Annotated in this window: 14 protein-coding genes; 13 read left to right on the top strand and 1 reads right to left on the bottom strand. The window is 48.8% G+C overall.

All coding sequences use genetic code 11. The annotated features are described in order from the left end of the window. Positions 1–668: 668 nt before the first annotated feature. Positions 669–1097: a cell wall hydrolase gene (locus PRECH8_RS07345; protein ID WP_005832064.1), complete on the bottom strand. Its 429-nt coding sequence runs from the start codon at positions 1095–1097 to the stop codon at positions 669–671. A gap of 475 nt (positions 1098–1572) precedes the next feature. Between PRECH8_RS07345 and PRECH8_RS07350 the strand changes: the two genes are divergently transcribed. The 13 genes from PRECH8_RS07350 (at position 1573) to PRECH8_RS07410 (ending at position 12703) form a co-directional block, all read left to right on the top strand. After that, on the top strand, positions 1573–1932 hold the full coding sequence (locus tag PRECH8_RS07350) for a hypothetical protein (protein ID WP_242457481.1): 360 nt from the start codon (positions 1573–1575) through the stop codon (positions 1930–1932). A gap of 95 nt (positions 1933–2027) precedes the next feature. After that, positions 2028–2864 (top strand): dipicolinate synthase subunit DpsA, encoded by an 837-nt coding sequence (dpsA, locus tag PRECH8_RS07355; protein WP_200966451.1) that lies wholly within the window; start codon positions 2028–2030, stop codon positions 2862–2864. Between the two features lie 296 nt (positions 2865–3160). Next, the gene (locus PRECH8_RS07360; RefSeq protein WP_242457482.1) at positions 3161–3835 is read left to right on the top strand and encodes a PAS domain S-box protein; all 675 of its coding nucleotides are present in this window, start codon (positions 3161–3163) and stop codon (positions 3833–3835) included. Positions 3836–3881: 46 nt separating this feature from the next. Beyond that, positions 3882–4268 carry a sensor histidine kinase gene (locus tag PRECH8_RS07365; protein WP_242457483.1) on the top strand — a complete coding sequence of 129 codons (387 nt, stop codon included), beginning with the start codon at positions 3882–3884 and terminating at the stop codon, positions 4266–4268. Positions 4269–4443: 175 nt separating this feature from the next. Continuing rightward, entirely contained in the window at positions 4444–4881 is a 438-nt protein-coding gene (locus PRECH8_RS07370; RefSeq protein WP_200966452.1) for an Hsp20/alpha crystallin family protein, read from the top strand. A gap of 105 nt (positions 4882–4986) precedes the next feature. Further along, positions 4987–5334: a hypothetical protein gene (locus PRECH8_RS07375; protein WP_128630790.1), complete on the top strand. Its 348-nt coding sequence runs from the start codon at positions 4987–4989 to the stop codon at positions 5332–5334. An 8-nt stretch (positions 5335–5342) separates the two neighbouring features. Continuing rightward, positions 5343–5540, top strand: coding sequence for a hypothetical protein (locus PRECH8_RS07380; protein ID WP_144943526.1), 198 nt, complete (start codon positions 5343–5345; stop codon positions 5538–5540). Between the two features lie 1014 nt (positions 5541–6554). Then, on the top strand, positions 6555–6842 hold the full coding sequence (gene rpsR, locus PRECH8_RS07385; protein WP_200966453.1) for a 30S ribosomal protein S18: 288 nt from the start codon (positions 6555–6557) through the stop codon (positions 6840–6842). 242 nt (positions 6843–7084) lie between these two features. After that, positions 7085–7957, top strand: coding sequence for a DUF2232 domain-containing protein (locus PRECH8_RS07390; RefSeq protein ID WP_200966454.1), 873 nt, complete (start codon positions 7085–7087; stop codon positions 7955–7957). Positions 7958–8008: 51 nt separating this feature from the next. Beyond that, positions 8009–9970 (top strand): DHH family phosphoesterase, encoded by a 1962-nt coding sequence (locus PRECH8_RS07395; protein WP_200966455.1) that lies wholly within the window; start codon positions 8009–8011, stop codon positions 9968–9970. After that, a complete protein-coding gene (gene rplI / locus PRECH8_RS07400) occupies positions 9967–10407 on the top strand; it encodes a 50S ribosomal protein L9 (RefSeq protein WP_200966456.1) in 441 nt (146 codons plus the stop codon). The genes PRECH8_RS07395 and rplI overlap by 4 nt, the downstream gene beginning before the upstream one ends. A 37-nt stretch (positions 10408–10444) precedes the next feature. Next, positions 10445–11806 (top strand): replicative DNA helicase, encoded by a 1362-nt coding sequence (gene dnaB, locus PRECH8_RS07405; protein WP_200966457.1) that lies wholly within the window; start codon positions 10445–10447, stop codon positions 11804–11806. Between the two features lie 228 nt (positions 11807–12034). Beyond that, positions 12035–12703, top strand: a complete 669-nt coding sequence (locus tag PRECH8_RS07410; RefSeq protein WP_200966458.1) for a hypothetical protein — start codon at positions 12035–12037, stop codon at positions 12701–12703. Positions 12704–12770 lie beyond the last annotated feature (67 nt).

Consider the following 12770-nt stretch of genomic DNA (forward strand, 5'->3'; position numbering starts at 1 on the left):
CTCCATCAACTCAGTAATTTCCTCAATGCCTTGGAGAAGTACAATGAGTTGTGTTGGCTGGTCAATAAAGAACTGATTGGCCGGTTGGTACTGGCATTGGCATACACGAACCAAAACTGGAAGATCCCCATACCTGCAAAGTATTACTCCAAACGGTTATGCAGAGATACTTCCCGACGACGCGGACAGACTAGGGCTACTCGATAGCCCGCAATTAAAGTAATAAATCGCATGGCGAAAAGTACTTCGGTTTCGGGGTCCTCTTCGCATTTCTTCCTCCTGCATATAGAGCGATGTGATGAATTGGCAGCATTCCGAATCAAAATCTGGGACCGTTATATAACCCTTTGTTCCCAATATGGAACCCGGATGCCCCTGTCCTTCGATCAGTTCTGGTACGACTTTCTGGCCAGACACATGATATCCGACGACGGCGTAGAGAAAGTGTATGAGGACTTCTGCAACGCCTGGGAGAATCAATGTTTGAGGAACATTCATGATTGCTGCCAGGTTGGAAAAAATCCCAAAATCCGTTGAATGCAACCGGTTAGATTAGAATGGAATTTTCATTGTACGTTAAAGAAAGTGAAGAGATCATCAAACTGTAGTAGTTTATTGCGCTTAATACATATAAGACGCTGACCGGATTAGGCCTGCGTCTTATATGTTTAAAAAGTATTGTAAATATTTTCGCATTCTACACCTGTCGGTTCGTAAAAGCAGTGGCTTTTGTATCTTCCGACAAAAGGCTGATTGTACCATGTCGAAGGGCAATTTGCGGGGGGTTTGAAATACCACAAAGCGAATTTAGCAGGCCATGGTCGCTCACCGTTAATTGACTTTCGTGCAAGGCGTCTATCTTTGTCCCTTGCCTTTTGATAAAAGTAACCGTGTATGGTTGCTTCAAACGCATGCGGCTGAAATACCATTTGCGGAATCGTACGAATGCCTTTAAAATCGGAGCAGTTTGCCCGAATCCGATTAATTCCTACAGCCCCGACGAGCAGCATTCCTTGTTCGCCTTCCCCTTCCGCTTCGGCTCGAAGCAATCTTGCCAACAGATCTATATCACTTGCCCTGGCTTTGACAACGGCCATTGTATCACCTCATTTTAGTATTCAATATATTCCCATTGTTCTATTTAGTGCTTGAGTGGCGTTTGGAACCCGATCCAGTATTCAACTATACCAGCGTTGTTATGCTTCACACCTTTTGCATATATCCTGCTTTTCTCTACCTCACCCGTTTTCCAGAAGTCGAATGGAAGGCTGCGGTTCACATTGCAAAGTGGGTGCTGATTTATATCGGTGTTGAATGGGTCGGATATCGCCTCGGTTATATTACCTACTCCCGCGGCTGGAATTGCTGGTGGTCGCTTTTTTTGACGTACACATGTTTCTCATGCTTCGTTTTCATCATACAAAGCCGGTTTGGAGCATCCCGGTGACGGTATTGTCGATCTTCTTTTACTTGATCATGTTCGGTTATCTGTAAAGGAATCCAAGCCCCGTGACGGGCATTTTTACCGTGGACGCATATAATGGCGTAACCGAATAAGAGGAGTGATGAGTCGTGGCCGATGCCTCGCAATCCATATCAAAGGTATTACCCCCCTTTTCCATTTGGGGAGTTTATGCATCCGTCGCCGGCAGGCCGGTTGTATGGGGCAAGCTTGTGATGCGCGTTTTGCCGGACCAACGAGTTCAAGGCACTATCCAATTTCGCGGAACGCCGATTCCGATTGAAGGAAGCTGGAATGAAAGCGCGCAGCAGATCGTGTTTCATTCCCCCTACGCTGCCTATTCCGGTCATTTAACCATCTATGACGATGTCCAGATTCAACTTCGACATTTGGTCCTCACCGGACGCCTTCGAATGCTCCCCCCCCTCTTTACAGGCGGGCGAATATGGAACCTGGGTAGCGACAACTGATATCAACTTGCCGGAGCATAGCGGCTATGTCACATCCCAACCGTCTTCAACTTCGCTGCCGCCGGTCGGCGTATTTGTAACGTCAAATATTCTATATGGAAACTCGCGCAGATGAAGCAGGCACTCTTCATGAAGTCCGGCACGCAAAGCTTACGAAGGAAGTACTTAGCAAGGCGGATGTATTGATTTTACCGGTTGTTGGTACGGATGACCATGGCAAAATAGAGTCTTCATTTTCGACCGAAACGCTAATGCTGAACAAAGAATATATGTCCTGTTTGCCTAAACATGCAAAAGTTTATTCCGGCATAGCTAAGTCCTACTTGAAGAACCTTTGCTCGGAAGTGGGTATCGATCTGATTGAATTGCTCAATAGGGACGATGTTGCCATATACAATTCAATTCCCACTGCAGAAGGCGCTTTAATGATGGCCATTCAACATACGGATATTACCATACATGGTTCGCGTTGTATGGTTCTGGGATTGGGGAGAGTCGGTCTTACGTTAGCCAGCGTGCTTCACCGTCTGGGAGCACACGTCAAAGCAGGTGTGCAGAAACCGGAGCAGTTTGCACGTGCCTTGGAGATGGGGATTGAGCCGTTTTATACGAAAGATTTGTACGAAGAAGGCGCAAATGCGGATATTATTTTTAACACGGTTGCGGCGCTAATCCTTACATCTCGTGTGCTAACTCGTATACCGCATCACGCAATCATTATTGATTTAGCTTCCAAACCTGGCGGGACAGATTTTCGCTTCGCCGAAAAACGCGGAATCAAGGCCATGTTGGCGCCAAGTTTACCGGGAGCTGTCGCGCCAAGAACAGCTGGACGAATATTGGCGAGTACGTTATGTCAAATGATGCAGGACGAACAACGGAATCGAAATCGGGAGCAAATGGACATACTTGCTTGTCCTTCTGGGGTGTGAGATCGCGAACGTAATTTAGAGAGGCATCTTGTTTATACTTGATCAGAGAGGTCGGTACTTTGCCGGCCTCCGTCTTATTTGCGTAAGAATCGGATAATGAAGCGTGGTAAAGCGGCTCTTTCTTAGATCACAAGTCGGTTTCCATGTAACGGGGGACTCTAAATTAGTGTTGGTCTCGGAATCTTGTTTCAACTGTTAAAAATGCCATATATAATAGAGAACATCCATAGATTTTTAACAGAAGACCGTTAAGGTTGCAAACATAAGCTTATTGCACAGTCGGAGGTTACTTGCAAATGGATATTTCACATCCTGCCGCTCACCACGCATTTCATTATACACTTGTCGGAAAAGCTTTAGTTCGATTCGGTGGTGAAGTGGCAATGGTCAATCGCTCGCTATGCAACATGCTGGGCTATACAGAACAAGAACTGCTGCGAATGAGAATACTTGACATTATTTATACGGAAGACGTTCCATTATATAACGGGTTCATGAATGACTTGCTAGGCGGCAATTCCGATTATGTCGAAATGGAGAATCGTTATATTTGTCTTGACGGCAGACACAAATGGGGAATGACAACCCTATCGGTCATCGATGTGGAGGGACATCCGGAAAGAGTATTCTTGATCCAGGTTCAGGAGATCACGTATCGCAAAAGGCTTGTTGAATTGAACGAGGCATACGCCGATAAATTCAGAATACTTGCTGACCATCATTCCGATCTTGTTTACGACGTCATGTTAGATGGAAGTTTCAGCTATGTGAACCGCGCCTGCACGAAATTATGGGGCGATGACTTATATGAGTTGGAAAGAGCACTTGGAGACACCATTCGGAAAAGTCTGGAACACGTGATGGAATCATTTACGAATTCCCCTTTTGAGATGGAAACTTCATTTGAAAGCGAAAGACGGCAAAATGTTGAAATACAGCGTACTGAATATTCCCAATTTCATTCAGAATGAACTCGTAGGGCTGCATTAATGGATTCCAGATATACAGGTCCAAGCATTGGAGAAAACAGTACGTTTCGCTCTGGAATTTCCGGAGCAAAACGGTTTTGTGTTTGGACACCCCAAGTTGCTGCGAGCGGCGCTGCAAGAAATCATTAACAATGCATTAGATGCAAGTCCCCTAGGTTCTGTCTTAACGCTCCGAATTAACATTACGGATAATCACATCCACATCATTGTTCGCGATCAAGGAGCAGGAATTCCAGAAGATCTGCAGTCCCGAATCATCCTACCGTTTATTACAAGTAAACAGGACGCCATTGGATTTGGGCTCAGTTTTAGTCAAGTTATGATCGAAAAAATGGGAGGCTCTTTGAAAATCGATAGCTCTGATCTAGGCACAAACGTTATTGTTCAATTACCCGCATTTAAGGGAACAGTTTAAATGTGTCGGTAACATTGCGGCAAACAAACGCTCAACAATTTTTTCAGGGGCTCTTGCCGGGAGTCGCGACCCAAAAAAGCATATTTCAATTCAACAATGCAGGGTAGCAAAGAATAATATTTCCCGAAGAGTACAAAATAAAGCTTGAAAAAATGATGACAATGGAGGGAATTACATGCCGCTCATTCCTTGGGATTCGTTTCGCAATATCGATCTATGGAGAAGGGATTTGGAAAAAATTTTTAACGAAGGTCTTCCGGAAATCGGCGCGCGTCTAGGATTTGCAATCCCTCGTATTGATGTATTTGAGAATGAACATGAAGTGATTGCTTCTTGTGAAATCCCTGGTTTGGATAAAAAAGAAGACCTTCATATCGATGTGGATGAAAACATGCTTACAATTAGTGGGACCATAAAGCAAGCGAATGAAGTGAAACAGGAACAAATACACCGCAAAGAACGGTTTGTCGGACGATTCCAACGGTCGGTGTCTTTGCCATCACGCGTTCAAACGGAAGGAACGACAGCAACGTATCGCAGCGGTGTCCTTGAAGTTCGAATGCCGAAATTAAAAGCCGATACCCAACGGCAAATTGATGTGCAGTTTCATTAAAATGAAGTGTGAGATCACAATATAGACGTTACATGAAAAATGGGCGCTTGCACAAAATAACCTTTGGGGGACGAAGTCCTGCCATATTGAAGGAGGTCAATGATCGTGTATCAACAAAACCTTTCACAGCAAGCAAGCCAATGCGCGCAGATTATTCAACAGTTGATCCAGCAAACGCAGCAATCGAGCAACATGTATCAGCAAATGTTGCAACAGGAGCAGCAAAACGCCGCCCAACTGGATCAGCTGGCCCAGAAAGAACGTCAAGCGGTTCAAACCATTCAATTTGTTCTGCAAGGACATCAAACTGCCATACAGCAGATGCAGCAGGCGATGCAAATTTGTTCTCAGCTTCAACAAACAGCGCAACAACAACCCGGCTTGCAGAGTGCGGGCTGGCCAACGGCTCAGAGCTGGCAGAATCAGAATTTGCAGCCACGGCAATATCAATAAAACAGCAAGTGAAAACGATCGTATTCTTTAAAAAGAAGGCGGTCGTTTTTTCACTTGACGATGCGTATACCCCAAAACCATCCAAGCCAAGGCGCGCTGGTTTGCCCGGGATGCTGAAGGCGCTGGGCGAGGCAGAGGTGCAAGTCACGTTCGGCATGCTGCCTCTTGCGCGGCATTTGCGACTATTTGCAAAGAAAACAGGGTAAGCTTTTAGCGGCGGACATTTGTCCATCGCTTTTCTGGTTGCAAAAAGGAATTTCACTCCCGTACCACGAACCCCGATTTTGTGGAACACGTGAACCGATACGTGAGGGATGTTGAGCAAGGAAGACCCGTTTAGCGGATTTTTCGAAGAATTTAGCGATATGGTTCAGCGAATTTTTCCAAATGTCCAGAGTAAATTGAATGAGGATCCTGCCTTCATAGGCGGGGGATTTTTTTCGCCTATCTGATTAGGGATTTTGGTGCTAGGAAAAAGCAGATTGTACACTTCGTCCTTCATCTCACGGCTAATTCGTATTTTTTGCGACGTGTTCAAAGCCTTCTTTGGCCAGGGCGTGGTATGATTGATAACCGGCTTGCCCGCCGGGACGGCGCGCAGTCCACTTTTCTCTGTCGGCCGCTCATACCGACGACGAACTAACCGATGCCGCCACCCGCATATGCGAAGGATACCATTAGAGTCGCTGTATCACTTCTCGTACAGGCTACCAAGGCGCTGGCGCCGACAGCTTTTATCGCATTAAAGTATCGCTGAAGGAGAGGATGAAAAACAGGAAACCGTCTACGGAAAGTTAGCGTATAGTATGAAAAATAACAGGACAACGAGGGCTTAGTACAAAAATTACATATACATCTTTCGTCTGGGAACGTTTAAATTTCTGCCTGTTTAGTTCTGGAGAGACAAATAGACTACCATAACTAACAATCGTGGTAGCCTATTTGCTCTAAATGCAAGGAGGGGACTGTACCCCACCATTAGTATATACACCGAGGAGGTTGTATAAGTACGTACAATTATCGAGGCGGAACGTGGCCCGATTCGATTAAACATTTGATTTTTAGATGTATTTGTAGTAATTTAAGAAAAGTGAATTCACGATTTACACAGCGACGTGTGTGTAATCAATAAAAACTCAATTAGAACAAGGGGTATCGGGGAATTACACAGTGTACGTTCTTCAATACTTCCATTCTAATAAGGAAAGGATGAGGTGTACATGAGCGAGCAGCAACAAGAACGCAAGCCGGCAGCGAGCCAGCGCGAAGAGAGAAGACCGTATAACCGTCGCGGCCGCAACAAGCGTCGCAAAGTCTGCTACTTCACGGTGAACAAGATCACCTACATCGACTACAAAGATGTAGATACGCTCAAGAAGTTCATCAGTGAACGCGGCAAGATCTTGCCTCGTCGTGTAACGGGAACAAGCGCGAAGTATCAACGCATGTTGACTACAGCGATCAAACGTGCACGCCAGCTTGCGCTTTTGCCATATACAACTGAGTAATCTAACATTAAGGAGAACTGCCCTTGATATGGACTGCACTTTCATTTGTTAGCCGGTATCTAACAGTTGAAGGTGCGCACAGCGAAGGGGCAGTTCTTTTTGTATCCGGCAGTTGAATGGTGACGGGGATTTTTAAGTGCGAGATCAAAATATGATATAATCATGAACGACAAGTCAGATCTTATATGCTCAGAGGTGAAGCTATGCAGGAGTGGGCTCGACATCCTATATTCTGGTCCATCATGATCATCTTGTTAGGACTTACCGTCTTGACGCCGTTACAATTAATCACCGTTCATATCGCGATGGTACCGATCGTGATGATCGCCGCTTTAGCGCCGAAACTTCCTATGGCGGCCGTATATATCGCTGCTCCTGCTATGCTCTTAATGCTTCTGTCGGGACCGGCTTGGCCGATCACCGCGATCGTTATGGCCGTCATGTTCGTACCCGGCGCAGCAATGGGTTATATGTACAGGCGAGGTGCGAATGCGGTTGCATCGATCACCGCCGGCGTCGTCGGGATGATCGCCGTATTGCTGGCGATCCTTGTATCTCTGACTTTGGCAGGCATCAATATCCAAGCAGAGATTCGCAATATGATCATGGAACAGTTCCAACTGTTTACCCAGATCACGGGCAATCCGCTGTTCTCGGAGGAGGCGCTTGATGCTGCCATTTCAGTTGCAGTGAGACTGCTGCCGCTGTATATTATGGTCATCGCTTTCTATTATGCGGTGATCACGCATGTGATCGCCCGCAGGCTGCTCAATAAGCTGGGAGTTCCGGCGAAGGCGATGCCCCCAGTGCGCGAATGGCGTTTGCCTAAGTCGCTGGTATGGTATTATCTCGCTGTTTTAATCCTGGAACTGTTTACACCCGTGGAAAGCGGTTTTTATACCCTGCTTCTCAACGTCTATCCAATTTTATTGATTACATTTATGGTACAAGGGCTGGCCTTCTATTTTGCTTGGGCATATTACAAGGGGAGAAGCCGTGCGCTGCCGATTGCGGCGATCGTGTTATGCTTGTTGTTTCCGCCGGCGATGCAAATCACTAGCTTGGTGGGACTCATCGATACGGCATTTCCCATTCGCAAATTTGCCAATCGCTGATTTCATGCTGACTGGTCTTAGGTAACTACAAGTTTGGGAGCGATTCGACCCATGCACAAATTTCTTATTACTAGATGGCATGGCCTCCATATGTGGCTCAGTCTGATCGTCTTGATCGTCCTGGATATCGCGCTCATGCACTATGAGTGGATCCTCGGGATCATCGGATTCATACTGACCGGGGTCATCGTCTACTACACGATAAGAGCGGAAAAGGCGTTCCGTGAAGATCTCCGTGAATATATCATGACTTTATCCCATCGCGTGAAGCATGCGGGGAACGCTGTGATTCATGAGCTGCCGATCGGGATCATCCTGTACAGCGAAGATCAGATGATCGACTGGCACAATCCCTATGTGGCGAAGCTGTTCGGCAATGAGTCCATCATAGGGGATTCGCTTGCGGATCGGTTCCCAGATGTTACGAACAGGAAAGACCAGGACGGTACCGTGCGGATCACGATAGGCGATCGGATCTATGAGGTGCTCATACGCGCAGAGGAAAGACTGCTGTATATTCAGGATATGACCGATTATGCGGAACTGTCCGAGAGATACGAAGCAGAGAAAATCGCCATCGGTATCGTCGCTCTGGATAATCTGGATGAGGTTACCCAGGGGATGGAAGATCAAGCGAAGGCGGTATTGGTGGCGGAAGTGACGAGCGAGATCAATGAGTGGGCGCACAATCATCAGATCTACTTGCGGCGCATGGCCACGGATAAATTCTTGATCGTGTTGAATCAGAAGACCCTGAAACAGCTGGAGCAGAACCGCTTCGAGATCATCGATGACGTGCGCGATCTGACCGCTGAGCATAAACTTCCGCTTACTCTGAGCATCGGAATCGCATCGGAATTTGACAGTTTGACAGAATTGGGACAGATGGCGCAGTCTAGTCTCGATATCGCCCTTGGGCGGGGCGGTGATCAGGTAGCTGTGCGGGCAGGACAGCGGTTGTCCTTCTACGGCGGCAGATCCAATGCCGTGGAGAAGCGCACGCGCGTAAGAGCCCGCGTGATTTCCCATGCGCTGCGGGATCTGATCCGGGAAAGTGATCACGTGCTCATCGCCGGTCATCGAACGCCCGATATGGATGCCATCGGTGCAGCCATTGGAGTTCTCAAAGCCGTTCGCATAAGCGGCAAACAAGGCTATATCCTGTTGGAAGAGATGAATCCGTCGATCAAACAGATCATGGCGGAGTTGGCGGAACACGAGCATATCTATGACAGCTTCATCACTCCTGATCATGCGCTGAACCTCGTTACTGAGGACAGCTTGATCGTGATCGTCGATACGCATAAGGCCTCGATGCTTGCTGAACCGCGTATCTTGAACCATACGAAACGCATCGTCGTCATCGACCACCATCGCCGGGGCGAGGAGTTTATCGATGAAGCGGTGCTGATCTATATCGAACCGTATGCTTCATCGACGAGTGAGCTGGTGACGGAGCTCCTGCAGTATTTCCATGAGCGCATGAAGCTGGACCCCATCGAAGCGGCAGCTTTGATGGCGGGCATCGTGGTCGATACGAAGAACTTCACGCTCAAGGCGGGTTCCCGCACCTTCGAAGCGGCTTCTTTCCTGCGCCGCAATGGTGCTGACCCGGCTATGACGCAGAATCTGCTCAAAGAAAGTTTAGAAGACTATATTCAAAAATCCGAGATCATCAAAAATGCCGAGGTCATCTATGACCATATCGCCATCTCAGCTACGGATCCCGGCTATCGATGCACGCAGCTCGTCATTGCCCGGGCCGCGGATACGCTGCTGAATATGTCGGGGATCTATGCCTCGTTTGTGATCAGCGAGCTGCCGGACGGCCGTATCGGCATCAGTGCGCGCTCCTCGGGCAAGATCAACGTGCAGGTGATCATGGAACGCTTGGGCGGGGGCGGGCATCTGACGAATGCGGCGGCACAGCTGGATGGCACCGTCGACGAAGTTAAGGAGCGGCTTATGCAAGTGCTGGCAGATATCGAAGCAGAGGAGGGGCTTTTCGAATGAAGGTCATATTCTTAAAGGATGTTAAAGGACAAGGCAAGAAGGGCGAAGTGAAAGAAGTCTCTGAGGGATATGCGCGCAATTTTCTCATTCCGCGCGGTCTGGCAACCGTGGCCAATGAGAGCAATCTGAAGCAGCTGGATCAGTTGAACAAAGCTGAGCAGCGCCGCAAGGAGCAGGAGAAGGCCGAGGCGGAGCAGCTGGCCGGCAAGTTAAAGGACGTCACCTTGAAGTTCAAGGTCAAAGCGGGTGAAGGCGGCCGGTTGTTCGGGTCCGTAACCAACAAGCAGATCGCTGATGAACTGGGTAAGCAAGGTTACAAAATCGATCGCCGCAAGATTCTCTTGGATGATCCGATCCGTACTTTGGGTGTGACGAAGGTGGAGATCAGACTGCATCCAGATGTTACGGCCGTGGTGAATGTTCAGGTGTCTGAATAGTGATGAGTGAGTAGCATCTGCAAAGGGGAAGCGTAGGATGAATGGGGAATTATTAGCCGGCCGCGTGCCGCCGCAGAATATCGAAGCGGAACAAGCGGTGCTGGGTGCGATCTTACTCGACGGTGAAGCGCTGACCGTGGCGCAGGAACGAATCCGAGCAGAGGATTTCTATCGGACGGCCCACCAGCGGATCTTCGAAGCGATGGAAGAGTTGACGGAAGAGAACGAACCCGTCGATCTCGTCACGCTGACCGCGCGGCTGCAGGATAAACAGCTGTTGGAGGAGGTCGGCGGGGTCAGCTACTTGAGCGAGCTTGCCAATGCGGTGCCGACTGCGGCGAACGTGGATTACTATGCCGCGATCATCGAGGAGAAAGCGATGCTCCGCAGACTGATTCGCGAAGCCACGGAGATCATCACGCACGGCTACTCGGGAACCGAGGATGTTACAGAACTGCTGAGTGAGGCGGAACGCCGCATCCTCGACATCTCGAATCGCAAGCATACCGGGTTTATCCCGATTAAGGATGCGCTGATGGAAGTGTTTGAACGCATCGAATATCTCCATTCGAATCACGGCGGTACGACCGGCGTGCCTTCGGGTTTCATCGATCTCGATAAGATGACCTCCGGCTTCCAGAAGAGCGACCTCATCATCGTCGCTGCCCGTCCGTCCGTTGGGAAGACGGCCTTCGCTTTGAATATCGCGCAGAATGTCGGCGTTCGCGCGAAGGAGACGGTCGCGATCTTCAGCCTCGAGATGTCGGCAGCGCAGCTGGTGCAGCGGATGATCTGCGCTGAAGCGAATGTCGATGCGGGGCGCATGCGCACCGGTTACTTGGAGCCTGAGGACTGGGAGAAAGTGACGATGGCGATCAGTGCCATGGCGGAAGCGCCGATCTTCATCGATGATTCGGCGACGCTGACGGTGGCGGATATTCGCGCAAAGTGCCGGAGGTTGAAGAAGGAACACGGCTTGGGTCTCGTCGTCATCGATTACCTGCAGTTGATTCAAGGCCGCGGCAGAGGAGCCGAGAACCGGCAGCAGGAAGTTTCCGAGATCTCGCGGACGCTGAAGCAGATCGCTCGTGAGCTGGAGGTGCCGGTGATCGCTCTCTCGCAGCTGAGCCGGAGCGTTGAGCAGCGGCAGGACAAGCGTCCGATGATGTCCGACCTAAGGGAATCCGGTTCGATCGAGCAGGATGCGGATATCGTGGCGTTCCTCTATCGCGATGACTATTACAATCAAGATTCAGATCGACAGAATATCATCGAGATCATCATCGCCAAGCAGCGTAATGGTCCGGTAGGCACTGTTGAACTTGCTTTCCTAAAGAACTTCAATAAGTTCGTCAATCTCGATCGTTCCCACCAAGATGCCGCAGCTGCGGGGATGTAAGTCGAGGGCATGCGGATGACGGGATGACGGTCAGACTACTGTGATCATGAATCGCTGCAGCAGAAGCGAACTGCACCCCATGGGTTAGATCGGCAGAACCCATGGGGTGCAGTTCTTTGATTTGATAAAAATAGTCCGTAAGGGGTTATGAATATCCCAACCTGGAAATAATGAGTAATGCTGCTTAGCTTATCAATAATCGATGTGATTCAACAAGGTGGGGTATCATTGGTACGAAAATGGAGCCGCTGGTTGGTTCGCAATCTGATCACCGCAGTGTTTGTGAGCTTTCTTACGGTGATTGTAACGATGAATATGATCGAGATCTATATGAATCGTCTGCTGGATCGGGCCGCTGTTCTTGAAGAGAAGCGCGTGGAGCTGGATGAATTGTTAGCCCATCTCAGCGGCATCTCAGCGGCCAAACATAGGCAAGGGGATCTGACGCTGTGGGAGCGTATTACACAGGATGATGGAGAGACGGCTGCAGAGCTAAACGATGTTTCGGTAGAGGATGGCAGAGAGGGTGCGGATGCGAATTCCGGAGATGAGGTTTCGAGCACGGGGGATCCCGGGGAGTTCGAAGAGCAGGATCTTGCGGATGCGATTCCGGTATTCGGCTATCTGGATCTCTATGAGGACGCGGCAGGCGATGAACTGGTCATGTCCGCGGAAGAATTCGTGATGAAACAAGAGAACATGTCAGAGGAGGACAAGCTGGCGGTCTTCTCGATCCTGTTCAGCAAGGTTCCGCAGCATGAATTCCAGCAAATGTCTTATTATCTGGAAGATGGGCTGACTGCAGGTGAAATAAAGGAGATTTATAAGATATTTGACAGGTATTTGTCAGAGGAAGAGATACGAGAATTGGCCAACATCCTCCAAAAATATGAATAATTCATGATTGTTTCTCCAATGTAAGCGTTTAACCGTTGAAACTTTTCTATAAGCTGTGGTAAAGTAT

It is taken from the genome of Insulibacter thermoxylanivorax, assembly GCF_015472005.1.
GTDB classification, from domain to species: domain Bacteria; phylum Bacillota; class Bacilli; order Paenibacillales; family DA-C8; genus Insulibacter; species Insulibacter thermoxylanivorax.

Bases quoted from the DNA above. Each gene is read 5' to 3' on its own strand.
- PRECH8_RS07345 (WP_005832064.1), bottom strand. From the start codon at position 1,097: ATGGCCGTTGTCAAAGCCAGGGCAAGTGATATAGATCTGTTGGCAAGA.
- dpsA (WP_200966451.1), top strand. From the start codon at position 2,028: ATGGAAACTCGCGCAGATGAAGCAGGCACTCTTCATGAAGTCCGGCAC.
- PRECH8_RS07360 (WP_242457482.1), top strand. From the start codon at position 3,161: ATGGATATTTCACATCCTGCCGCTCACCACGCATTTCATTATACACTT.
- PRECH8_RS07370 (WP_200966452.1), top strand. From the start codon at position 4,444: ATGCCGCTCATTCCTTGGGATTCGTTTCGCAATATCGATCTATGGAGA.
- rpsR (WP_200966453.1), top strand. From the start codon at position 6,555: ATGAGCGAGCAGCAACAAGAACGCAAGCCGGCAGCGAGCCAGCGCGAA.
- PRECH8_RS07390 (WP_200966454.1), top strand. From the start codon at position 7,085: ATGATCATCTTGTTAGGACTTACCGTCTTGACGCCGTTACAATTAATC.
- PRECH8_RS07395 (WP_200966455.1), top strand. From the start codon at position 8,009: ATGCACAAATTTCTTATTACTAGATGGCATGGCCTCCATATGTGGCTC.
- rplI (WP_200966456.1), top strand. From the start codon at position 9,967: ATGAAGGTCATATTCTTAAAGGATGTTAAAGGACAAGGCAAGAAGGGC.
- dnaB (WP_200966457.1), top strand. From the start codon at position 10,445: ATGAATGGGGAATTATTAGCCGGCCGCGTGCCGCCGCAGAATATCGAA.